13 protein-coding genes are annotated in these 25,663 nt (G+C 37.0%); 5 read left to right on the plus strand and 8 right to left on the minus strand.

The features are described from left to right. Nucleotides 1–312: 312 nt before the first annotated feature. The 8 genes from mobC to M2448_RS18845 all read right to left on the minus strand — a co-directional run bounded on the left by mobC (nucleotide 313) and on the right by M2448_RS18845 (nucleotide 19,486). The gene (mobC, locus tag M2448_RS18810; protein WP_280647745.1) at nucleotides 313–2,349 is read right to left on the minus strand and encodes a conjugal transfer protein MobC; all 2,037 of its coding nucleotides are present in this window, start codon (nucleotides 2,347–2,349) and stop codon (nucleotides 313–315) included. 616 nt (nucleotides 2,350–2,965) lie between these two features. After that, a complete protein-coding gene (locus tag M2448_RS18815) occupies nucleotides 2,966–3,262 on the minus strand; it encodes a hypothetical protein (protein WP_280647744.1) in 297 nt (98 codons plus the stop codon). A gap of 274 nt (nucleotides 3,263–3,536) precedes the next feature. Further along, the gene (locus M2448_RS18820; protein WP_280647743.1) at nucleotides 3,537–4,232 is read right to left on the minus strand and encodes a hypothetical protein; all 696 of its coding nucleotides are present in this window, start codon (nucleotides 4,230–4,232) and stop codon (nucleotides 3,537–3,539) included. After that, a complete protein-coding gene (locus M2448_RS18825; protein ID WP_280647742.1) occupies nucleotides 4,219–4,779 on the minus strand; it encodes a hypothetical protein in 561 nt (186 codons plus the stop codon). Before M2448_RS18825 ends, M2448_RS18820 begins: the two co-directional genes overlap by 14 nt. 34 nt (nucleotides 4,780–4,813) lie before the next feature. After that, nucleotides 4,814–5,761 carry an RHS repeat-associated core domain-containing protein gene (locus M2448_RS18830; RefSeq protein ID WP_280647741.1) on the minus strand — a complete coding sequence of 316 codons (948 nt, stop codon included), beginning with the start codon at nucleotides 5,759–5,761 and terminating at the stop codon, nucleotides 4,814–4,816. A 174-nt stretch (nucleotides 5,762–5,935) separates the two neighbouring features. After that, on the minus strand, nucleotides 5,936–6,529 hold the full coding sequence (locus tag M2448_RS18835; RefSeq protein WP_280647740.1) for a hypothetical protein: 594 nt from the start codon (nucleotides 6,527–6,529) through the stop codon (nucleotides 5,936–5,938). A gap of 54 nt (nucleotides 6,530–6,583) precedes the next feature. After that, nucleotides 6,584–16,492, minus strand: a complete 9,909-nt coding sequence (locus M2448_RS18840) for an RHS repeat-associated core domain-containing protein (protein ID WP_280647739.1) — start codon at nucleotides 16,490–16,492, stop codon at nucleotides 6,584–6,586. 18 nt (nucleotides 16,493–16,510) lie between these two features. Next, nucleotides 16,511–19,486, minus strand: coding sequence for a T9SS type A sorting domain-containing protein (locus M2448_RS18845; RefSeq protein WP_280647738.1), 2,976 nt, complete (start codon nucleotides 19,484–19,486; stop codon nucleotides 16,511–16,513). Between the two features lie 1,334 nt (nucleotides 19,487–20,820). Between M2448_RS18845 and M2448_RS18850 the strand changes: the two genes are divergently transcribed. From M2448_RS18850 to M2448_RS18870, 5 genes are read left to right on the plus strand one after another with little or no spacing between them, the layout of a single operon-like run. Beyond that, nucleotides 20,821–21,753: a hypothetical protein gene (locus M2448_RS18850; RefSeq protein ID WP_280647737.1), complete on the plus strand. Its 933-nt coding sequence runs from the start codon at nucleotides 20,821–20,823 to the stop codon at nucleotides 21,751–21,753. Between the two features lie 6 nt (nucleotides 21,754–21,759). Further along, complete coding sequence (locus M2448_RS18855; RefSeq protein WP_280647736.1) at nucleotides 21,760–23,064, plus strand: YcaO-like family protein; 1,305 nt, start codon at nucleotides 21,760–21,762, stop codon at nucleotides 23,062–23,064. Nucleotides 23,065–23,075: 11 nt separating this feature from the next. Then, nucleotides 23,076–23,924: a SagB/ThcOx family dehydrogenase gene (locus tag M2448_RS18860; RefSeq protein ID WP_280647735.1), complete on the plus strand. Its 849-nt coding sequence runs from the start codon at nucleotides 23,076–23,078 to the stop codon at nucleotides 23,922–23,924. 5 nt (nucleotides 23,925–23,929) lie between these two features. Continuing rightward, complete coding sequence (locus tag M2448_RS18865; RefSeq protein ID WP_280647734.1) at nucleotides 23,930–24,799, plus strand: ABC transporter ATP-binding protein; 870 nt, start codon at nucleotides 23,930–23,932, stop codon at nucleotides 24,797–24,799. Between the two features lies 1 nt (nucleotide 24,800). Further along, nucleotides 24,801–25,508: an ABC transporter permease gene (locus M2448_RS18870; RefSeq protein WP_280647733.1), complete on the plus strand. Its 708-nt coding sequence runs from the start codon at nucleotides 24,801–24,803 to the stop codon at nucleotides 25,506–25,508. Nucleotides 25,509–25,663 lie beyond the last annotated feature (155 nt).

The raw sequence follows: 25,663 nt of genomic DNA on the forward strand, positions 1-25,663 counted from the left end.
ATTCTCAAGGCTCTGGAAACAGCCTATGCAATCGGAAATACTGTCCACGCCCTATAACAGGCGCACACTCGTATTTCTCTTGCGATAGCATTAATAATTTTCCAGATTATGAGAATGCAAAAGAAATCGTGTAACCTTTACTTTATTACTGGCACAAATATAGCAATTTTATTGTGATTTTATTGTGCCGGAAGTTGTAGAATTCTTTTGTTAAATAGGTCATATATTCGAAATTTCCTCAAGCAACGGGTATTGTCAGAAGAATTCTATTCATTATTTTAGTGTTGGATACACTAACGAAACCAGATAATTTTATTCTTTATCATCATTATCTTCGTCATTATCTTCTTCCTGTAATAAATGCCTTAAATCAGGGTCTTTACGAATACGGTCTTTTTCGTCAATGACAATCTGCTTTACTTCTTGTTTTATACGGTCATAATTGATCTGTATCTGTTCTTGCATCTTGTCAATGCCTTCGGCATCCTGAAAATTCATTATTTTCGGTATCGGCTGATAAGCCTTTGTTTCAGCGGCGACTCGTGCATTGTCAACCACAATCTCGGCATGAAAGATTTTCTGTTCAATCCGTTCGTCAAAATTATCGGAAACAGCCCCCACAAACATACCTTGTGTCAAGTTGGATATTTTACTGGCAGGAATAAGGCTATCCAACTGCGTACTGATAGAGGTAGATTTGTCCTGTCTGCTGATGGTCATGGATTGCCGCTTCTGTAATACTTTCCCAAATCGTTCAGATAAGGTTTTGGCAGATTCTCCAACAACCTGACCGGAAAATATGTTTCCAACCGTATTCTGCACTACTTTTGATTCTTTGTCTCCATAGTCACGGTTCAACTGACTATAATCTTGAAAACCAAGACAAACGGCAACCTTATTACTTCGAGCTGTTGCAATCAGGTTATCTAAGCCACGAAAGTAGATTGTAGGTAACTCATCTATGATAACGGAGGATTTAAGTTGCCCTTTTTTATTGATTAGCTTCACGATGCGGGAGTTATATAAACCCAATGCGGCTGAATAAATATTCTGTCTGTCGGGGTTATTACCAACACATAGTATTTTAGGTTCTTTAGGATTATTGATATCTAATGTAAAATCATTGCCTGTCATAACCCAATAGAGCTGAGGGCTTATCATCCTGGATAAAGGAATTTTAGCTGATGCAATCTGGCCCTGTAACTGGTCTTGGGCATTTCCTTCCCATGCGTCCATAAAAGGAGACAGATAGTTTTCCAATTGAGAATACGAAGTTAGTATCGGAAAAATATCCTTGTAAGGTTTGTTCAAAAATTCTATCGCATGGGGAAAAGTACAATATTTTCCGTCCTGATAGATTTTCAGATACCAGATAATGGAGGCTAATAGAATTATAGGCGATTCTACAAAGAAGTCTCCTTGCTTCTGAATCCAGCTCTTATTCAGGTTCAACATAATTGTATAGGCACTTTCATATGCATCCGAGATATCACTCATAAACTCCGGTGCAATGGGGTTGCAGCGATGGCTCTTGGCCGGATTATCAAAATTAATCACATAGAATTTTGGAGGGACATTATATTTATCCATATTCTTCAATAACTCATTATAAGCGATAGTTGATAGATCATCGAATTTATAGTCATAGATATACATTGAAAAGCCTTTACTTAATTGTTGTTTTATATAATTATTGACAATTGCATATGATTTCCCACTACCGGGTGTCCCCAATACAATAGTCGCACGAAAAGGATTAACAACGTTAATCCAGCCTTCATTCCATCTTTTTTTATAGTAAAAACGGGTAGGCAGGTTTACTGAATATTCGTTTTCTATCAAACGGGTTTCTTGCATAAAAGATTCATTTTCTAAGTTGAAGACATCTTCCATCAAATTGTTTTTCAATAAGCGGCTCATCCAAAGACCTGCCATTAACAACAGAATGTACCCGATAGTCATTGTCAGAATGTAAATAGCTGTATTTGCAACATAAGGTAGTGGCAAGGATAGTATCCACCAGTTCAGAAAAAAGAAGACAAATCCGAAAAATAGAAATACATAAATTTTAGTCCATGTGATTTTTTCTTCTTTTACTCCTTTCGTGCCTAAGCAAGATAATCCCAAAAAAACAACAGCAAACAACTTTGTCCACAGAATATTAGAAAATAATCCTGCTGTTCTCTGAAAATTCAGTAGAATTCTATCAACTACACCGATATTGATACCTTGTTCTAATATTGCTTGGTAACAGAACCAATAAATATGAATTACTACAAATAAAATACTAATGCCCCGCATGAATTCCATCACTTTGGCTAATCCTCTTAAATCATCTTCGTTTTGCATCTTGATTATAATTAATTAGAGTTTATATTTTCATGCAATAAAAAAAGTTGAATTGAATATGGTAGAAAAAAAATGACGATATATGTCTTAATATGTCATCATTTGTCTATTCATCTTATCTTGTCTTTTCCTGAAAATCTGATAATTTGGGCTTACGTTTTTGATTCAGAAAATTCATTTTACCTCCAATGTGTTGTAACATTTCTAATATGTTTCGTAATTTCGAGTGAAGTTGTTCATATATTTAATTGATTGCAAGTCTTTTAAATATAATCATTTAACTGAGAATGAACAACTTCTTTTTATTTATATATTAATGCACCACGGGTTAGCTATTATAAATCAGGCTTATTGATGTTTTTTTTCTGAAAATGGTATTTTGAGGATAAAAATAATCTCCCCCTGCCGGTTTATCCGGCAGGGGGAGATATAAGATGTGCCTGTGTTGAACAATCAATTTTAATATGAACTTAATACTTTGTATAAATTAGGATATAAAAGATTTAAAGAGGGAATTCTATGCCAATTTTCATTTTTTGTGTAATTTAAACCTGCATTGAGAATACTTATCAAACAGTTTTTCTCCTCTATGATTAAGTTAAGTTAGACCTATTAATTATATCAACATATTTATTTTCCGAATTTTGTCTATAATTTCAAGTAACACAGCACAATGCTCATATGTTGCACCATCAGATACTTCTATTTTAGATAATTTCAAAATAGAATTTTCATTACTTGTAAGAGATTCATTTACTAAACAACAATAACTGCTTCCATCTAAACTTATATGTTCAAATAAATAATAATTAAGTTTTACATATTTTAATTTTTTAGAACAGTTGTCATTATTACAAGCAAAAAGAATCAATATGATTATAACTAAAAAAGCAGAAAATGTAATTTTATTCATTGCCTTCTGTTTTTTGTTTCTGTTTTTCAGGAATATTATTTTCTCCTGTAACTTGAACTACTCCATATTGATCTCTTTTGCCTGGTATGTATTTTTGAAGCCCCTCCATTTTAGGAACTCTTACTTTTGAAGTGCTTTTTATTATTTTAGATAAAACACTCCATTCACCAGATCTATCTTCTTCTCCTGTATTAATTGTAACACATCCATAACTAGTCTCACCTAAGTGTAAACGATATCCATTTCTAGTTTCACCACCTAAATTTTCTAATATTTATTCTTTGACTATATAAAATTCTTTATTGGGAAAAACACCTTTTAGCTCGTCTATTTCTTCTATTTGGGGTAGTAATAAAAAGTCATTATTGAATTTATCTTCAGTATATAATAACAACGAATATTGAACTGTGACAGCATCGTTATAATTCTTTTCAATAATAATAGGCAGACATTTCGATATTTTTAAATAGTTATACCATTGATCATAATTATAGTCTTGGTATATTTCGGGATCAATTTGGAAATAGTGATTATCAAAATAGTACTTAAATAATCCATTTTCCCATTTAATTTGTACTGCTTTACACTTAAATTGACCAAATACATAAATAGAATCTAACAATTCAATTGTTGGCTTAAACCCATAAAGTTCTTCGAGGTCAATAGTAACATCTAAAGCTGTTATTATGTTAGAATGATTTTCTAATGAATATTTTTTTTTCTTTTCATTTAAAAAAATATCCATAAAATTGCTATTGTTACTACATATTGAAACGTAATCTCCTTGTGCAGAACAAAAATATGTAATTGTATCTTTATTTAGTGAAAATTCGTTGTTCAAAGTAAGGTGCGATGAATCATTTAATATCGTAACATCTATTTTATAGCTTAATGTTCCTTCAAATGATTGTGCAAAAATATTAAATAAGGGTAAAAATAAAGCAATAATTAAATAATTAATTTTCATCATATCGTATTTTTTTTTCTTCGATGACAAAAGAGCCAAGAACTCCTTTTCTATACCTCATATTTAAGGAATAATTGTCTAACATTGGATATTGTTCATTAGATATCTGAGATAAGTCTATTTTTATATATGTCTTTTCATCGTTAAAATTTATACATAGTTTATCTGATGTTCTTCTCGTTTTTTTCTGAATTGATAAAATTGAAAAATTATTCTCCATCACTTGATTTTGTTTTGAATATAAAGAATTTAAATAATTAAATGATAAATAGCAGCAACCCGTAACAATAAAATAAAAGACAAAACAATTCTTCAGAGTAATCGAAATACTATAAAAATTCACGCCGTTTTTAAAAAAAATAAAACTTTTTAAAACACCTATCAATACACTTAGTAATAAGAATAACATTTTGATTATTATTGGAAAATGTATCGTATTTGACATAAAATATTTATTGTCAACAAACAACAATATAGCACCTCCAATTAATAAATATATATTTGATGTTTTATTTAATTCTTTAAAAAATGCTTTTTTAATTTCGATCATAGAATTGTCTTGTCTTTTAAACATTACATAATCGTTATTTGGTTCTGATTTGTTCTACGGTTTGTCCCGCAACATTACTAACTACTTCTTCAGCACCTACATTAACGACTCTTTGTCCTGCCGTTTTTAATAAATCTTTTTGAGATTGATTAACCTTTTTCATCCGATTTTCAATGACTTGTTCAGATGCGTTTCTTTCCAAACTTGTTGCTAATTTATTTTGTTGGTTAGCTACATTCTCAATTGCATCATCGAATTTTTTCTCTAGTTTAGCGGCTTTATTTGCAAACCCTTGAGAAACTAATGCTTCAATTAAAGAATTTATCATTGCGTCACTAAAATCAGCTTTCAATAGGCTTTTTATACTAAAATCTCCATTAGCGTCACCAAATTCTCCTCTATTATACATTTTTACAATTTCGCCAATCATATTTGCACTAAATTCAATTGCAATTTTTCCCATTTTGGAATTTGCAGCCTTAGATAAAGCCTTAACAGAACCTGTCCCTGTAAATATTAAAGAAATTGCATATGATTTACCTGCTTCAACCACTGCATCTTTCCATCTGACATTATTCAAAGCCATAGATGGGTCCATATCATGCAATACTATATTTTCTATATAACTCATTCCTGCTTCAACTACAAATGCAGTTAAAGCATCTAATGTTGCTCCAATAGGATCTTCGCCATCCGGATCAATAAACTTAACAGGATTTAAGAACGCATACGCATAAGTCGAAATATTCGGATACTTCTCCTGCAGTGGGTCGGTACTCAGCCAGATGCTCGTTCGTGGGTCATAATACCTCGCTCCATAATAGTAAAGTCCCGTCTCTTCATCCAACTCTTTGGCATTGAAAAGGTATGGAGTATTCCAGGTATTATTCCTCTCCTCTAAGAAGACCTCACCGAACGGCACATACTCAATATGTTGCACTATTTCACCGTCCAAATTAGTAATTAAACTGGAACTACCCAAATGATCAGAGTGATAATAATACTGTAATAACTCCGGATTGTCATTCTGGCTTGGATTGAAAGATTTGAGTATAGGGTTATCATCGCAGCAGAAACCACCACCATTTACATAAATACCTTCATCGTCGCCTGGTGTATATCACATAACACGAAATTCGATAACAAATTTTTTAAATCAAAAGTTAATCTGACTTCTTAATAAGTTTAGTAAAGCATTAAACTTAGATATATCTGGACAATACATATTCGATGAAATACATTCATTCAACTTCACCTCTGGACTATAATATTCTATAACTTTAGTTCCTTTTTTCTTTACGATTTCAATTCTATAGTAATTCCCATCTGCAATTACGATTAAAGGTTGTTGCCTTTTTTCAATTTCGGCTTCAGTTTTGATGTTCAGAAAATTATTTTTTAATATACTGTTCCAAACTTTCTCCCAACTATCATCAAAGATAATAGTTTGCTTATCTATATTTTTAAAATCATAATTCTCTTTATTATAATAATAATATTTATACTGTTCTCCAGTCCATAATTTATCTTTATTTTTGCGTATTATGGTTAGGGTGGAATTCTTTTCATTATGTAGAAATTCCATATAATTTATTCTTATTTCAATTTCTACAAAATTGGATTCCTTAATATTTAAAGAATCCAAAACAAAAAAACGTTTCTCATTGTTTTCTAATGTTTTAATATTCTGAGCATTTATCAATAGAATACAATTAAGTGATATTATTAATAATATAATTCGCATACTCATTGTACAATTTTTTAAGAGAATAGCATTAGTAACAATGCTATTCTCTTTTAGTTTTTATTCTTTTAATTTATTTAATGAATCTTTTAATAGATTCGTCCCAGCTTTAATTTGCCCATTGTTAAATCGCCTATACTGGTTTTCATGTCCGTAATGGATTGCTTTAGGTCCGACAGTATACCAAGGCACACCTGTAGATTTTGCTCCTTGAACATCGCCAGCACCTTTTATATCATCAGGCTGTGTTCCAGATAATCCTAGATCATGATTATGAGTATGTACTGTTCCAGTTATAACATTGCCAGATGGGTCTGTAAGTGCTCCCCATTCTCCTCCAAATCTAAAATCAACTTGTTTAGAATTTCCTCTAATAATCCCATTTAATTGTAATTTAGCTGACTTTTCTCCAAATATAATAGACATATATGAGCCGATCTCTTTGTAATTTTTTGGATCTCTACTTGCCACAGTTCTCATAGTTGATATAAATGTGGCTTGATCTTCTTGAGATTGAATTTCTAAATCAACAAAGGAGGTTTCTACTTGTTTCTGATCAGCCGAAGAAGCCTTATTATTACGTATATTTTTAATAGAATTAGATAATTTCTTCACATCATCTTTACCTAACTCTGCAATTTTGTTTACATCATTATTTACACCATCATTACCTAAATGCTTGAGTTCTTTTTTATTCCCGTTTACTTCAACTGCCCAATAATCAGTTTGCCCATCTGGATCAATTAAGTTTATTGGGTTATTTGAGCAATAATGATAAGGAGTCTTGTTGGGGTATTTTTCAGCTAACGGGTCGGTACTCAACCAGATGCTTGTCCGTGGGTCATAATACCTTGCCCCATAATAGTACAAACCTGTCTCTTCATCCAACTCTTTGGCATTGAAAAGGTATGGAGTATTCCAGGTATTATTCCGCTCCTCTAAGAAGACCTCACCGAACGGCACATACTCAATATGTTGCACTATTTCACCGTCCAAATTAGTAATTAAACTGGAACTACCCAAATGATCAGAGTGATAATAATACTGTAATAACTCCGGATTGTCATTCTGGCTTGGATTGAAAGATTTGAGTATAGGGTTATCATCGCAGCAGAAACCACCACCATTTACATAATCATCGTTGTCTGTTCCGTAGTACGGCACTTCAAAGGCATCGTAGTTGTCTTTGATCGCCTGTTGCGATTGCTTGTACTTACCCTTGTAGTCAACGGTAATATTGTTAATGCCTGAGCCTGCGTACTCTACTCGCCTTGGGTCTTGCCCATAACTGTCGAGGTCGCCGAGTTTAGATACGATTCTCTGTGAGCCGATGTAGATATGCTTCGTGTACTGTCCGCCCTTGCTAACAACCAAATACGGGTTAATATAAGCCGTAAAATCTGCTGTCTGTGTGCGTCCGCCACTGAACACATCGTTTACATAAATACCTTCATCGTCGCCACTGGTCTTTATTACTCGCTCTCCGTTTGCATCGTACCAATAGCCGGCTATAAAACCATTTGTATAGATGGATTGAAGACGGTTTTCTTCGTCCCAAACGAGTTTCTTTTCATTGGCTCCTTCTTCGGCCTTGCCGTCCTGCTTCTCTCTCGAAGTATTGACGTAGACAAGGTTTCCGTTAGCATCATACTCATAAGCATGATCACGCTTAATCACATCGTTGGCTATGGTGTCGCTTTCTGTACGGTAACTGTCGTCTTTCAGATTGCTGATCTGGAACGGATTATTTGCATAGTTATAAGTAAGGTCATAACCTGCTTTCAATATACCGTCAAACTGGATACCCTGCTGTTGTACATGCTGTTTCTTACCTGTTATGTTATGCAGGTTATCGTAACTCATGGCAAGGCTATAGCTGGCCGACTTGCTGTCTGCACCTGTATATGTACCGGTAGCACTTTGCAGGCGGTATAAGCCGTCATAGTTATATGTATGGCTCATCTGTCCGCCCATACCTGCCACGCTTGGAAGCGGCGCGGTATTGATTACACTCAGGACATTGTCTACCTTGTCGTAGGTATAAGCATTATCCATTATCCGGCTGCGGGTTTCTTTGCCGCTTATTACCATCAGGTTGCTCAGCCTTCTACGCTGCTCATCGTAAGCATAGTTTGTTTCAGCACCGTTGCAGTATTTCATATAGATGCGTTGTTCAAACTTATCATATCCCAGTTTATTGACATAGTTATATGAATAAGCTTTTTCGCCTTTTACGCTTTCAAGTAATCCGCCTGTATTGTATGAGTAGTTGATCTTCTCCCCATCCGGATATACCATCTGTGTTACCCTGTTCCAGCTGTCATAGCTCCATTGTGTAATATAAGTAGCAATGGCTTGGTTCGGAATAATAACAGTACGACGTACCTTTTCGATATTACCCAAACGGTCGTAAGAGAACTCCTGCGCTCCGGTAGCATCCTCCTGTAACATCAGGCGACCGACACGGTTTTCTTTGGCATTCTTGTTACCATAATAATACTTCACATTGTTCTGTGGATTATCCGGGTAATTAACGGCCGTCAAACGGCTGTAGTCGTACTCATAGGTAATCTCTTTACCTTCGGCTGCGAGATTGGCAGTCTGTTTGCTGAGCAGATTGCTTACATTGTCATATTTAAAGATAGTGGTACCCGATGCAGGGTGTACAACCTGTGTCCTTCGTCCTGCCATATCATAAGCCGATACAGTTTCATTATTTCCATTATCAATGGCTTTGAGAAGCTGGTTAATCGGGTCGAACTCGAAGCGAGTAGTGATCGTACCATCCGGACCTGAGTACTGTTCTGTTTTCACAGTCAGCCTTGAACCGTTGGTAAAGGTGGATTGCTTTCCGCCCATCGCATCGGTCACGGTAGTTACTAATAAACGGCTGCCGTTATCTTTGGTATAAGCCATCAACGACTCGCTGTTATCCGGCAGGATAGTCTTAACCGCCCTGTCCATAACATCGTATTCGGTCTTAGTCGGTGTTACTGCGTCAAATGCAGGGTTGAACACAGTCTTACTTCCGATAGCTTCCGATACAGGATAGAATGCTTCTCTTACACGTCCGAACGGGTCGAATTTAGCGCGGCCGCTCACAATCATTGCTTTCTTGTCTATCGGATTGGTTCCATTGGTAGTTTCGGTTATCACACCGTCTTTCTTTACCTGTATGGCGCGTCCAAATCCGTCAACAAAGGTTACAGTCTCCAGATCATCCGCCGGATGCTGCGGGTCATAATGCTTAGTTACAGCATAGGCCGGAGCCTTGATGCCGTTGGCATCTTTTACTATCTGCGGATGGTATTCAAACTTAATAGTATATGGCGCGTCTTCGTCTTGTTCGTTCGGTGCGGTAATAGTCAGCACACGTCCCAAGTGGTCGATAGAGGTTTCCATTGTATAGCTGTTCATATCACGGCTAACCAACGGAATACCATAACGGTAATCGTAGTTCTCCAACTGTGAGCGATATCCGAAGGCATCTTCTACCTGTTCCACATACATGTCATAATCTCGGTCGTACAGGTACTTGTACCACATACGCTGCCCTTTGCTGTTGGCAGGTAGGGTTTTCTGTTTGATATTCCCGTATCTGTCATACGTGATATCTATCTCTGCCTTAGCTCCCTGTTCGTTCAATGTTTGAGTTACTTTAGTCAGGTGGTTGGCATAGTTCGTATCATACGCAGCTTCGGTCTGACGGTATAGTTTACCGTCAGAACCTTTTACCTGTACCTTGACAGGCAATCCGAGTATATGCTTACCTGTATTGTGGGTATATTCTACGGATGTCTGATAGTTGTATGCTCCTGTTCCGGCACTTCCTAATGTACCTTTATCGCTATATTTATAGTTCTTCAGGTCGCCATAGTTGCCATTCAGGTAATATTCATAGTAGCTTTCGTTGGCGATCATACCGTCTGCCTGCCCTTCATAGACCACTGACTTGGTATATTTCATCGGAGTATAGGCTATGGCTCGGTCGGTACAGAAGTTGTTATCTGCCGTAAATGTATAGTTGTCAGCAGAGGCTTTTACCTTATAGGTGTAATATTCATTGACACTTTCGGTATATTTGTTACCTGCGGCGTCTTCTACTACTGCTCTAAGCTGGTTGCCTGCTGTGTACACATTATTTACATCGTACTGCTGTATAGCTTTACGGTAGACTTTGTTTTCTTCGGATGCTTCGGTATCAATATCTTTTGTGATTACCTGACCGAATCCTAAGAATTCGCGTTCGTGGCGTTCCTGCTTCCCGTCCTGATAATCAAAGATAGACTTCATATTGGCTCCGTCGTCTTTCAGCCCGTCGTTCACTTCGACGGAGTGCATTACCCATTTACCGCCCGGATGGTCGTAAGTGGCCTGCGAGCGTGTATAGTCTAAGGTAAAGCTGCCGCCAAGCGGGTTGTAAACCGATTTCAGCTTATTTGTCCGCGCTATAGTCGAACGGTAAACGGTCATCTTGCCATCTTCATCCGAAGATACAATCTCAGGGTAACCGTCGCCGTCGATGTCACGAAGTTGCATACGAGGACGATTCATTGATTTACTTATATTAAGGCTCGGACTCATTGTGACCTTAATTAAAGTAAAAGGAATTGGGATATTTATTGTATATGAAGCATTCAATGATTCTGCTGTTGATGCCGTCTCACTGACTGAACCGGAACTACCCCAGACAATAGGGTTTTCAAAGCCGTTCCCTGTATTAAAGGCTACATAAATCTTTTCATTTTCTTCCCATACTTTATCGGCAAGTCCGTCCGAATTCAGATCCATCAAGGTATAATCTTCCGTACTGAATGTAGTTGTAACTCCAAAGCCGGCAGAAATACTGGAAGCTCCGAAAGAATATCCTAAATTGACTCCTGTACTTTTACTTGTTCCTCCCTGGATTTTTGTAATATCATAATCGACAGGATCAGTGAAGCCATAACCCAAGTTGATACGTACTTTTTTGCCATTTTCCAAAAGCATATCAGGTAATCCATCTCCATTTATATCCACGAATGAACTGACGGTCCAATCCGTATTTTTCGGAATGCTGGCTGATATATTCAAGTTATTTACCGCATTCATTATTGCGATTTTAGCTTTGCTGGGAGTTTTTGCGGAGCCTGCATCCGTTGGAGGCTGTTGAGTATCTTCTTTTTTACTAGATATTTTTTTTATTGCACCAGAGACTGCAGAATAAGCATGAACAGGATTTCCGCCTAAACTAATAGTCGAGCTTTCACTTTCACTTTTTTGCTTTTCTATCTCTTTTATAATTTCTCCATCAAAACCTCCACGAGTATTTGTCAACTGAATTTGATTTTCAGTTACAATATCAGGATATCCGTCTCCATTTATATCAATGGTAGTCACTTTAACGGTATTGCTTCCCTTAGCGTCGCTTTTGGTAAGCCCCACTGCTCCAACCATCGTAGCGTTACTTGTACTATACGATTCTTGGCTAATACCTATTGCACCCGAACCCGGTATACAACTACCTCCGGATGCCTGACTATTTGAAATACCGGACAACGGGTTTGTTAGTATCACATCTTGATCCGCTAAGCGCGCACTGCTAATAATATCTCCGGCAACAAAGGCTCCGGCATTTTGCCCCACCCATTGAATTTGAGTATTGTCGTTCCTGTTAATTGTCATTGGCAGGAATGCTGTAGATACCGGGTCTATATTGTCGTTTTCCGTTTCAGGTAATTTTAACAGGCTTTCCGATATAGGGTTACCATAGCGTCCGTCATTGGCGTTGTAAACGAATTGTCCCCATCCACGGTTAGTAATTCCGAAACCGTCATAATCCCTTGTTGTGAACATCGCGGTTACTACTGTTGTACTAGCAGAATTAACAGTCACAACAGCCGAAGGTGTACCTAGTTTGGATATTAAATCTTTATCGGTTATATAATATTCCACCCAGATAGTACCGGCTTGTGCCGCAGCAGAAGTTACAATCGAACTCGATGCTATGATACCGTTGGTTATGGTCACATTTTGTTTTGCCACCAATCCGGTAACACTCTTTACGGCCATAGTAAGGCTTCCGTTAATAGAGGTATTGGCTATTCCGGTTAGAGCAGAAAACTTCGGTTCAATTTTTAGATTACCATTTGCCGCCAGATTATAAGGCTGTCCTTCTGTTATCTGGCTGACAAAAGTAGAGTATAAAACAGCGGCCTGATTGGAATATGTACTCCCGGAATTATTACTTTCAACGACAGGCTTCCATTCGACGTTTTCCAAAGCGATATTGGTTTGTGAAACAAGCTCGAATTTCAGGTTTACACCATTGATCGTATTTGTAATATTAAAGGATAAGTCCCCCGAATGTGTTTCATTCCATGCAAATTCCCTTGTATAGGCTACTGACTGAGTATAAGAAGGGTTTGTACTTCCGTCATCATTCATTTCGTCATTCGACAACAATACGCGAAGAGTGACATTATCGGATGTAACAGGTTTTTCAAATATACCTTTTACCTGTACATTGGCCGGACTTGGTAAACGAAGGCTGTTATCTTCGCTGTAAACATGGCTTTCCGTGGATTTATATACGGCTGTTCCCTGACCATTCGGATTGATTTGGTTGGTACGGTCGGTATATGTTATCACAGGTGACCAAGCGACCTGATCGAATGCACCGTTAGACATCTTATCTGTCCCGGATTGTATCCGAAAATACACTTTCTGTCCTTTAGTAACAGCTACGCTACTTACATTGGTCTGATAAGTAGCAAAGTCACCTTTGGCTATGGACTTATTCCACTTTTCACTACCTGCAACCTGTATGGCAACACGTACTCCATCCGCATTTTCATACTCGGATTCATCATATCCTGCCTGTGGAGCCTGAAGCTGTACATTTCCTTCTATCTTGATTGTTCCGGCAAATGGAGCTTCCCATACGCGGACAACATCCAGCATAGGCGAGTTCTGTACAAGTTCTTCCTGTTCCTGCGGATCAACTTCTGTATCGGAATCATCAATAATACCGCCACCCATCAGAGGACTTGGTGTATCCCCGCTACTCAATGTAAACTTAGGAACGAGGTTTCCGTTTGCATCTTTTTCGATATGGTTAAAGTAGACTTTTCCACCTGCTACAAGGTCAATCAGCCCGTCATTATTCACATCAGAGAAATAGACAGTTGTTTTCGAGGTGGATTTATCGAAGTCTTTTCCGGCAACTACGGTTAATGCGCCTATACCCGGATGCGCTTTAGCTCCGGCGGAAGTTGAAGATCCTTTACTTTCTGAAATTTTTGATATTCCGGATATTTTTATCTCTTCTCCATATTTAGTATCTGAATCCGTTGATTGGGATATATTCGGACGGTAATATACAGATCCATTCTTCACATATACCTTATCCGGCAGGCCGTCTCCGTTAATGTCTACCAATGTAGACAAGCCCTTAGTAGTCGTGCTCGAATAGTTTATACTTGCTCCAGCTGAACTTCCTTTGCCTATCATATCTGCGGCTAATCCTACTCCTGCATAGAACGAACCTCCTGTCGAAGTTGTCACACTACCGCCCAATGCACTGGCCTTATCGCTAAATCCGTCTATACCCATAGCTGATACCGGATTGATAAATCCCGCGTCTATGCCGTCGTTATGCAAATTCCATTCTTCGGCCTGCGATTCGAACGGTTTGTAGCCTTCTGTTGATTTCACATCATCATAATAATCCATATCATGTGAAGCAAAGACTTCACCTTTGGAATCTATATGGTTTATCTTAGTCAGGATATTGGTATTGAATGCGCCCTTTTTATAATCAAAAGTATAGCTACGGAGTGTTTCACCTTCAAAGGCTATCGTTACTTTGTCCAGCAGCCTGTTGCTTGATGTCAGGAAGCCATATCTGGCCGAGTTCGTCTTTTTGTCTTTCTGTGAGGAGCTTATCAGGGTAACGACTGTATGTGCATCACTGCCCCTGTTACCTGCTTTTATTTCCTTCAGGTAGATGGCTTTGGCCTTCAGGCTGCCTTTTACGGCTTCGTCTGTTGTTTCGTAAACATACTCTATCCAGTCGCCATGCAGTTCTTCTACGCGGGAAAGTTTCCATTCCACAGCTACTTCCTTATCTCCGTTAAGAGTTTTGGCAGTACCTTTCAATATGGCATCATAGGTATATTTTGTTCCCGATTTGTCGGTTACTTCCCATGTATAATTGGCCGGACTGCTGCCTTTACGGATGATCTTTGAGAAAGAGCCTTCATTTCGCGGATAGAACTGGCGGTCTGCCTTACGGTCTATCTTATCGCCACGATGGGCTACAGAGCTTTCGCCGTTATCGTCCATTGTCATTAGCATACTGCCGTTAAAGGAGTATGTCTCGGTTTCTTCGGTGTCGTTGTAGCGTGGTACACCCCATCGGGTATCTACACTGATAGACGCAGTAGACAGGTCCCAGCCTTCACCTAACCAGCCACTGCCACCGTCACTGTTGTACTGTATGCCCAGAGATGGCTGCATGCCGTTACGGGCAGGAGGCATTTCAAAGCTATAGCTCAGCCCTGCCGAGCCGCGATTGTTTGCTGTCGGCGGTGCGATAAGTTGTACTTTAGCCGTAGGGTCTGCCGCTTTGATGTCATTCATCATGGTAGGGGCAAAGCCTTGTGTTTCGGGTGATTCGGGTGTTTGTATCACACCGTTGATCATATCGGTAAAGTGAGTGGTGCGCGATACGATAAGCTGGTTCTTCTTATCGATGGTATCACGTTCCAACGCTACCCAGTGTTTTGTATCCAGATCAAAGTAATAGGAACGGATATCGTCTTCGGTAAAGCCGTTAGGTATCTTGGTGCGGTCGTATTTGATCGTTACTGTCGCGCCATCGGCAAAATGCTCGCCATGCGGCAGGAAGCGGTAACCTTTATGTTCTGCCGTTACATTATTCATACCCATATCTAATGCGGCTATGTCGACTGAACGCAATGAGGTGATGGTGATATGTTTTGTATCTGACAGCAAGGCGCCGGGCTCAACTGACAGCAGGGCTGTGGCTACTTGAAGTTTGTCTTCCTGTCCTTTGCGGAAAGTCTTTTCATTCTGCTCTACATAGGTATTGAGGGCATATTCGATATCGGCGGTTTGCCCTGTGGTAAAAGCGATTTCTTTTGTAATCTCTTTTCCGTTGGCTAGTACAGCTTTTACCGTTACCTTACGGCTGTCGCTTACCGGAACAAGTGCTTCAAAGCTTCCGTTACGGATGTTTACTTCTTTGCCGTCTACATAGATAGTAGCTCCTGCTATATCTTTTTGTTGCATAAATCCATGCAGGTAGGCTTTGTTGTTATAGCTGGCCTGTGTGGTATTGACAACCAATGCTGATGTATTGGCAACTTTTTCTATCTCGATGGATAGGTTGCTTACTTTATAGCCGTAGTCAGCTCCTTCGGGCAGGCTGAATTGTATACGATTTTCCCCTTTCTTTAGCCATGCCGGATCTAGCTGCTGGCGTTGCAGGGTGGTGTTTTCCGATAGTTTGACCAGATAGCCACCTGTTGCCAGACGGTCGTTGATACTGATTGGTACACCTATGTAATCGGCTACTCCGCTCAGTTCATAGCTTAGCCAAACGTTGTCGTTATCAGATAGTTGCTTATCAATACCTACTGTAAAGATATTGTCGGCAGGGTTATCAATTTGTTTTCCTGCATAGTTGCCGATAATCCCTTCCATCTGCATAGACAGGTACTGCTCTGTCCTTGCCTTCGTCTTTCCGGTAGCAGGGGCACTTAGAGCTGTTTCAGGTGCATTCTGTATGGCTTCCTGCCTAATAGCAGGAGCGGCATGTAGCGGGGCTGTTTGTACCGTTACTTCATCAAGGGACGGACGGGATTCCAACCCGCTTTGTCCTTGTGAAAAGATTACAGCGCCCAATATTCCGGCGCTGACTGCTAGTGCGCCGAATAATGCGTATCGTTTTTTATGATGTATCATGATCATTATTTTTTCAGGTTATTGGACAAAGAATTTCTTGGTGTACTCGCCATTATTGACAGTAATAGCCTTGATAATATACACACCAGTATTCGGTAACTGAATATCGGCTATCTGTATCTTCTGCGGTACGCTAAGGTGCACTTGCTTGACTAATTGGCCGTTAAGATTGTAGACCACGAAGGAAACTACATCCGGATCTTCAAATTCAATCTGGGCCTGAACCATCATCGAGCCTTGTGCATAGCGCAATGTCAGCAGGTCAGGCTGTGCCTGTGCTTCCGGCTGCGGAGGGGTTGGTTGTTCTGCACATGGGTCTTCCAACGAGAAATCATAGCTAAGACTGGCATTATTCGATTGTTTAACAGAAATTCCATTCATCGACTGCCAACTGTAATCTGCTAAGTTGAAGAAGCCTGTGGCATTAACATTCAGTATTTCTGCCGGGCCCTCGCTCATATCAATCAATCCGTAGAATTTCAGCAGGTAATCCAATATTTTGATGCTGTTGGAACTGAACTGTTCCCCGTTTTTATAGTATGTGACCTTATTCATGGTCTTGGCGATGGTCAGCACGTCGCCTGTCTCTACGGTAACATTGGTACTTTCGAGTTTGCCACTGACTATTTTGTATAACTTGTTCCCTTGTTTTTTCAGCCCGTAGTGGATAATGTTTTTAGCATTATTCACGTCTTCCACAAAAGTGGTATAACCTATCATATAGGTATCTGTGGTATTGGTGACCATCCATTCGAGGCTGCCCTCAAAGACAGGGAAGAAGTTCGTGGTCTTGACACGGGTCGGAGTACCGCTGCTGTTGCTACCTTCTACATTGAAGCCTCCTGCTTCTTCCACCTTGAGTTGGTAGTCGCCTGCGGAAAGCCCGGTCAGATGGATGGTATAACTATTCTCACGACCCGACCTGATGACAGTGTTGCTACTCGTATCTGTCAGGGTGTATTTAAATGCCCGCGTACCAGAGGTAAGCATAATCTTTACTTCTCCGTCTGAAGCGTTACAACTTGGGTCGATAATGTCTATCTCTCCGGCTATATCGGATTCATTGTAGGCGAATGTAAAGACATCGCTTCCGTTGGCATCGGCATCGAAGAACACATTGTTGAAGATGACTTTCTGGCGAAGAATGTCAATCTCATCGGCTTGTATATAGACTACATCCGATGTATTAAAATTGCCTGTGCCGGAACGGTCGATGACAAGGAAGCTCGTTCCTTTATTATTGTCCTTGAAATCGGATGCTCTGTTTGTGGCATAAGAGAGTTCCACTCTGTTGCCCGTATCTGTAAAGCCGCCATGACGCAGGTTCACATTCGTGGAAAATACACCTTTGGTGAAGGCAAGCGAGGCGTACCACGCCTTGTTATCATCTTGTGGGTCAAGAGTAATTTCACTTGCTGTCAGACGGATACCGTCTATGCGCAGGAATATTTTATTGCTGTGCTTCTCTACTTCTAACCGGGAGGTCAATACAAGTGTAGTCAGGGAAGTTTCTGATACAACTCCTCTGACTATTGGGTAGACTTTGTAATCGGAAGCGATATAATAACCATAGTCATAACCTCCAGCTGTGGCGAATCCCTGTCCGCCGAATTTCAGATAGATATCACCGTATATGCTTGTGTAATCAATACCGATATACCCGGAGCTACCTTTCAGCGGTTTTTGTGTATAAGCGTATCCTGTTTCGGGGGCACTAAGTCCTGTTGTCTTTTCGAGGCGGGTTACATATCCCGATGTGCTAAAATTTAAATCCTGTACTTGCCAGTCCAATACACGTTCGCTTTCGGGGGCATTGGTTATATTGGTTTTCAGAAGCCAGCGGCGATCCATCATTTTCATGCCGAGTCGGCCTTCTATTTCGTAAACATTGGTAGAGGCATTGTTATCGCCCCAGAACATATAGGAGTCGTTGCTCAGGTTATTTCCATACTGGCGTCCGATAACCAACAAGCGTGAGGAAGAGGTGCGGTTACCGGGATTGTTCAGATAGTAATAATCATGAGTTACAAGGTCTGCATAGTTGGGTCCTTCCTCGTAACTTGTAGACGATTCCAATTGGTTCAATCCACTGGCATCGTCACGATAAAGGGCTGTAATGCGGTTATTGTATATTGTATTTTCATCGTAGTCCCACAGTAGTTGCCCCTTGCTGCCAAAATAGGATACGGGCAGTGACAGTCCGTATTTGACGGCGAGATAAGAATCTACCTGTCTGCGTTCTAATGGGTTAAGCAAGCGGTTGTAGGCGATAAATTCAGGGATATAGCCTGTAAACTGTCTGTTAGCAGAGACAGGGATAGAGAAGGAAGCCGTATTGTTAGTGTTGTTGCTCTTATAGTACCCGAAGGAGATAACAGCTTTGTCTCTCTCGCCCCAGATACCTGTACTCGGCGGGATGCTACGGTAGTAGGCAACAATGCGCATGGAGCCTTCACGAAATTTATTTACATCGGTTTCCCGGTCGTTAGCGGAGTACATCAGATCCATGCCTTCGCTTTGCCCGTAGTCGAATACGGATTTGCTGCTTTCACGGCTCGGATATATCTTATCGGTGCTCAGCCAAATACCTTGTCCACCTCGTCCGTTCAGCCCGTAGAGGAGCATCTCGGAGTTGAAGTTGATATTGGGTGCAAACACTCCAAAGATGGTAGCTTGCGACAGGTTGGTTCGTTTGAGCATGACCTCACGGGTCTTGGTATCCAACAACTTGTCAAGGCTGATTGCCGGATGACCGTTGTAACTGCGGAAGGTAGAGGTTTTATATTCTTCTCCGGCAGAAGCCCCTTGTGTATCATAGACATTCAGGCGAAGTGAGTCGCCACTGTAATCCACCCAGCGGTATTCCCCGTTCAAGTTGGAACTCAGGGATTTGGTCTGAAACCAAAGCTCCGGAGAGCCAATGCCACCAGGGGATTGGGCGTATATTCCTCCTATACATATCGTAAGGAAGAATAGGAGTAGTTTTTTCCTCATAAATAAATGATTTAATATTAGTTATTTTTCTAAATTATTTTCGAAAACAAACACATTATAACACATTACAAACTATACATAAAAGCATACTATATAGATTTTATTTATTGAATAAAAGAAAAATAAAATATAAATAAAATTATATATAATCAAATTCTCTATAACACAAAAGAAACAAAACAAATTATCTTCGTGGATGGAAATTTTTAACAAATCCGGCTAACAACAAAGCTATATATGTGTTTTATAAACTATTATTTAAAGTGTATCTTGTGTAAATGTCAAATAAATCGAACAAATAAACCTACTTGTATTATTTAAAACAAAAGAGCAAATATTGAAAATAAACAATTTTCATATATAATATAGATTATGTTGCAAATATACAATTTTTAATTTAAAACAAAATTATTTACATAAATAATTATATATTTAGATTAATTTAACATTAATTACCCTTGTCAATCTCTATATAATTGGCAAATACTCTATTTAAATAGAAAATAATTTATTATCATCGGTTAGTAAAAAAAAACAAACAAGCAATAGTTTTGAATAAAAATATGTTCTACGGACTTCAGAATCCAAATACACTACGGGTAGTTTATATCTTTATGCAACAAAAGAAGCTGGATTAGATATGGTAAAAAAAATGACGAAATATGTCTTAACATGTAGCTACCCGCCCACAATGCCAAGGTCATGAAACCATTGAAGGCGAGGTCTCTTATTTCATTTAACCATAAGATATTAAATGAAAAATTACACATCATTATTACACAAAAACCACAATAGAGAAAGTCACTTTAATCAGAAGCTGTTTTTTAATTAGATAATATATATTATTTATATAAACAATATATATATCACAATGAATACAAAGCAAACAACAACGTATATCGCTAATTATAAATGTATTACAATTATAATATTAATTATAATTATATTATCAATATAATCACTTCAATGAATTAAATCAAATTTAATTAATTTTTTATTATATTTATACAGGATATAATTGTTATTGTTTTAGAAATGTTGTATGTTGCGACACCCATGCATGGCAAATAAAATTTTGTTTAATTAAATTAAATTTGAATCATGAAAACTAAATTATTAAAAGGAAAGACGTCTAAAAGGTCTTTAATGGTTGCAGGCGCAGCGTGTTGTTGTTGCTGTTATTTCTGCACTTGTAGCAGTACAGGTACTATATTAGGAGCAAATGACGTGGAGCAAGTTGCTAATATTCAATAAAATACAAGAATATTGAATATAAAAATACTAACAGAGCCATAAGCCAAACATTTGGCTTATGGCTGTTAAAACTTTATAATATGAAAAAATATGATGTTTTTAAAAACCCAGATAATACATATCAAATACGTAACTCCTCCCATGCTTCAGTTGTAGAATTTGATGATGATGAAAACGAAAGAATATTTTTATATATAATGGACTTTATAAATAACAATGAAATCTTAGATTTCGCAAAACTTCATCATGTCTTATTAGAAAATAATGAATATGAGAAAGATAAAATTAATGAAGTTTACCAGCATCTAGATAACATAAATTTATTTGACTACTTAAAAAAAGAAACAGATAGTAATATAGAATTATCATTGAAAACCATAACTATAATTGGGGATAGCGAGCTTAGTTTAATATTACAGAGGGATTTATTAAAATTAAACAAATTTAAAACAATTGAGAGGAGAACATTTGTTGAAATTGAGAATATTGATGAATCTTTCTGGCAAAATAATGACTTTATTATAGTTGACGGCAGTATATGGAGTCCCTTTCATATAGGAGAAATAAACAAGAAAGCACTTCAATATGACACACCATGGCTCTTTACTCAAGGAATAGAAGAGTCTACTATTAAAATTGGGCCTCTATTCTTTGGAAAAGAGACGGGTTGTTATGAATGTTTAATTGCCAGGATTAAAAGTATGCATGATTATCCTGATTATTTTGAAATATACGAGAATCATCTTAAAACAAATAAGTCTATAGCAAAACCTTCAACTGAACAACGCTCCGAATATGCAGATAACATTCTCTCTAATTGGATTATCATGGAATTATCCCGTTTTTTTGATGATAAAAGATTTTGCATTACATGGCGCAATATGATTTGCTTTGATTTATTTAAGTATGTTATATCTCATAATTATCTTTTAAAGAAGCCTTATTGTGAAACTTGCAAACCCGAATTAGCATATAACATTTCTCCTTGGCTGGAACCTGTAACCCTTAAATGAAATATCATGAATAAAACTTTATTTGAAATGTTAAAGATTGTTTCTCCTGAGATCGGACTAATAAAAAATTTTGTAGGATTACTCAGGATGAATGGAGATCCTAAACTTTTAGGATATGGAGTTTTACCTTTGGATGTAAATTATATCCGAAATAATAGAAGTAAGCATAAAGAATTAAACTATACTGTAAAAGGTAGTGGGTGTGGTTATAATTGGGAGCAAGCATTACTAAGTACAACAGGGGAAGTAATTGAAAGGTACTCTTCCGGATTTTTCGATAATAGTACGCTCATTATTAGTCCATATAACAATTTAAAAGAGGAAGCGATTCACCCTAGCCAATACGCTCTTTTTCATAAAAAGCAATACGAAGATTTAAACTTTCAAATAAAAGAATTTACCGAAAATTTAGAAGTCACTTGGACAAAAACTCTTGATTTAACAACAGGTAAGGAAGTGTATTGCCCAGCTCAACATATATTTCTGCCGTTTTATAATGATAGAAATATTATAAATCTGACAACATCAACTGGTCTATCTTCACACTCCAATATTTATCAAGCTATTTTAAATTGTATATATGAATCAATTGAAAGAGATAGTTTCGTAATGACTTGGATGCAAAATATCGTTCCTCCTAAAATCAAAATAACACATGATATACAGAGTTTTATTAATAAATATTTTTCCAATAATATCGAATTCCATTTGTTCGATATGACATACGACATAGAAATGCCTACAACTTTAGGCTTTTGTGTCGGAGAATCTGAATATGGCAAATTTATAGCAACTGCGGCTGCAAGTAGGAGTTCATATAGGGAATCTTTGGAAAAAACGATATTGGAACTAGGACAATCTGTTCCTTTCTTTAGATGGCAATTAGAAGAAAAAAAGGATTGGAATCCTCAAAGTTTTAATCAAATAAAAGAATTCGATGATCATCCCATCTTTTATCAGAAAAGACCTGATTTATGGCATGTTTATGATAAATTTCTTACAGCAAAAGAAACGAAGACAGTCAATTTTGAAAACAAGTTTGAAGGTGATAAAAAAGAAGAGATAAGAAGGATTGTACAAATATTCAAAGATAAAAATTATAACGTATTATTTAAAGATCTAACTACCGTTGATATGGCTGAGTTAGGAATCTATGTTGTACGAGTTCTTGTCCCTCAACTACTTCAGCTCGGTGGAATATATCCTTATTATTATCTAGGGGGTAAAAGATTATATGAGGTTCCCGAATCCCTTGGTTATACAGCTCATGATTTTGATTTATTAAATCCATATCCTCATCCATTCCCTTAAAATAAAGTATCATGATTAAATCTCGCGAAATCAAACAAAAATATGACTCAATGGATGCTATTTCGTTGGGTAAAGTAAATGTTGAAAATTCTTTAGGTATGTTATATCACGAAAATTCTAAGTTTTCTAGATTGACAATGTTTAAAACGATAGAAAAAATATCAATTTTTAGAAATAATTTTTGGTTAGAAAGATGTTCTCAACCATTTAAGAAATATCCAAATAGGAGGAGAATAGATATAAATGGTACAATAAAGGTCAAAAATAATAACTATACCCAAATATTACATTCTAGAAGAAGTCAGAGGATGTATAAAAGCGGTTATAAATTATCAATAGATGAATTGACCTCTTTATTAAGATGTTCTTACGGTATAACTCATAAAGAACCAATATACGGATTAGAACATCAGGGTCATTTTTATTATAGAACTATCCCTGCGGGTGGTGCATTATATCCTATCGAAATATATTTTATTTCCTTTAATTCTGAGCTTGACAAAGGATTATACCATTTTGATCCTGACACTAATTCTTTGGATTTCATTAAAGGGGGAGATTTTTTTGACATTTTATCTGATTATATTCAAGCAGAACCAAATGTTGAAATGAACAATGCTTCAGGTATATTTATTACTACAGGTATGATAGAACGTTTAGCTGTAAAGTACGGGGAGAGAGCATACCGTTTTATGATGCTTGAAGCTGGTGCCGTAAATGCGATGCTTTCTTTAACAGCTGAAGCCCTTAATTTAAAGAGTTGCGCTATTGGTGGATATTATGATGACGACCTTCATTCGTTTCTAGAAATCGATGGCGTTTTCGAAGCGGTTAATAACGTACTAATAATAGGAGGGTAATAATTATGAATAAGGCTCTATTTGTTGATGGAATAAGTTACCATACTGGAGAAAAAGTTATTTTAGACAATATTAGTTTTTCCGTATATAACAATGAAACTGTTGCTATTCTTGGTGAAAATGGAGCAGGAAAAACAACCTTATTAAATATAATTTTAAAGGATATACCATATAATAGTGGTATTATAGAGTTTTATAGCAATAGAAACTTTAATAAAAAGGAAATCGGTGCATGCTACGACAACCTAAATATACTTTCCTTGCTGAAAGTTAGTGAATTAATACATTTATTCTGCACATTTTACAGTTTAAATTTTACAAATATATTAAATCAATATTCTGTTCCATTTAAACTACAAGAAATTAATGATACATATATATGCAAATTATCAATGGGGGAACGGAAACGTATTGCCGTATTATTATCCATAATACACAATCCTAGATTTCTTATTATGGATGAGCCATTTTCTAATATTGATCCTTCATTATTGCAAACTTTATGGAAAAATATAAAAACTAAGGACAGAACGATTTTGTATTCTACTCATAATTGGGAAGAAGCAGCAAATAGTGCTGATAAGGTCATTTTCATGAGCAAGGGAAAAATTATTTCAGATCCAGATACGCCAACTAATATTCTATCCAAACTTCCATCACATACAATTCTTGGAATTGAAAATTGTTCGAATAAAATATTAGATTATTTCAAGGGGCTAGAATATTACCAAAAAGATAGCTCGACGTGTATATTCATAAATGAAAACTTCAATTTCTCTGATTTGAATATGATTTCAGACTGCCCAATAAAAAAAATGAAAGCAGGTTTATTAGATGCATATCTATATTTATCAAACATAAATAAAAAGGAATAGTATGAAAATATTTATTGTATCGGTATATTATCAGTTGCTAAGTTTTCTTCGAATAAAACCAGCTGTTTTTATGACAATCTTTTTCCCTGTATTTCTATTTTGCTTGTTCTCGGTTATATGGGGGATGACCGATCCCGCTTATGTTTTTTGGATTTATACAGGAGTTCTTGGGATGACATTATTGAATGAAGGCTTTTTTGCAATTGGGCCATTACTGAAAGAATATTATATAAGTGGGCTTACTCGTTATCTTAATAAAATGCCATTCAACTTCATAATATTCTTTATTGCTCTAATTTTTGGGCGATTATTAGTTATGTTGATCCTTCTTATATGTTTAAGCATTATAGTCTGTTTTTGGGGTTTAAACATATCGATCGAACAATTTTTATGGATTGTCTTTGGGCTTGGTACTGGTTTTATATTGTTTTCTTTCATTGGGTTAATCTTATCATTCGCTAGCATAAAGTATACTGCAAGCAGAAATATCACGAATCTACTTCAATTAATAATTTTATTTATGAGTAATACTTTCTATCCCTTAAATGAATACAATAAAATTTTAGGAACGATTGGCGATATACTTCCACTAAATCCTGTATTAGAATTAATGAGAAATGGTACTTTTCACTATTCTTTATTTATATGGTTACTCGCTTCAATAGTTCTATTCTATATAATGTTTAAAGAGATAAAGTTTTCCAGATGATATATATGCTTATTAAAATATTATTTTTAAATATAACTTTTCTATTATTACACGAGTTAGGACATTTAGCTTCAGCCTTTCTGTTAAGGTTGAAAGTGATAAATATTGGAATCACTCATAAACCCATTTTACATTTTTTTGTGAGGATAAAAAAC

Origin of the sequence: Dysgonomonas sp. PF1-14, assembly GCF_029892965.1 — a bacterium.
Lineage (GTDB): Bacteria > Bacteroidota > Bacteroidia > Bacteroidales > Dysgonomonadaceae > Dysgonomonas.

What these genes read in the sequence shown, in the direction of transcription:
- mobC (WP_280647745.1), bottom strand. Translation starts at nt 2,349, where the DNA reads ATGCAAAACGAAGATGATTTAAGAGGATTAGCCAAAGTGATGGAATTC.
- M2448_RS18815 (WP_280647744.1), bottom strand. Translation starts at nt 3,262, where the DNA reads ATGAATAAAATTACATTTTCTGCTTTTTTAGTTATAATCATATTGATT.
- M2448_RS18820 (WP_280647743.1), bottom strand. Translation starts at nt 4,232, where the DNA reads ATGATGAAAATTAATTATTTAATTATTGCTTTATTTTTACCCTTATTT.
- M2448_RS18825 (WP_280647742.1), bottom strand. Translation starts at nt 4,779, where the DNA reads ATGATCGAAATTAAAAAAGCATTTTTTAAAGAATTAAATAAAACATCA.
- M2448_RS18835 (WP_280647740.1), bottom strand. Translation starts at nt 6,529, where the DNA reads ATGAGTATGCGAATTATATTATTAATAATATCACTTAATTGTATTCTA.
- M2448_RS18840 (WP_280647739.1), bottom strand. Translation starts at nt 16,492, where the DNA reads ATGATACATCATAAAAAACGATACGCATTATTCGGCGCACTAGCAGTC.
- M2448_RS18845 (WP_280647738.1), bottom strand. Translation starts at nt 19,486, where the DNA reads ATGAGGAAAAAACTACTCCTATTCTTCCTTACGATATGTATAGGAGGA.
- M2448_RS18850 (WP_280647737.1), top strand. Translation starts at nt 20,821, where the DNA reads ATGAAAAAATATGATGTTTTTAAAAACCCAGATAATACATATCAAATA.
- M2448_RS18855 (WP_280647736.1), top strand. Translation starts at nt 21,760, where the DNA reads ATGAATAAAACTTTATTTGAAATGTTAAAGATTGTTTCTCCTGAGATC.
- M2448_RS18860 (WP_280647735.1), top strand. Translation starts at nt 23,076, where the DNA reads ATGATTAAATCTCGCGAAATCAAACAAAAATATGACTCAATGGATGCT.
- M2448_RS18865 (WP_280647734.1), top strand. Translation starts at nt 23,930, where the DNA reads ATGAATAAGGCTCTATTTGTTGATGGAATAAGTTACCATACTGGAGAA.
- M2448_RS18870 (WP_280647733.1), top strand. Translation starts at nt 24,801, where the DNA reads ATGAAAATATTTATTGTATCGGTATATTATCAGTTGCTAAGTTTTCTT.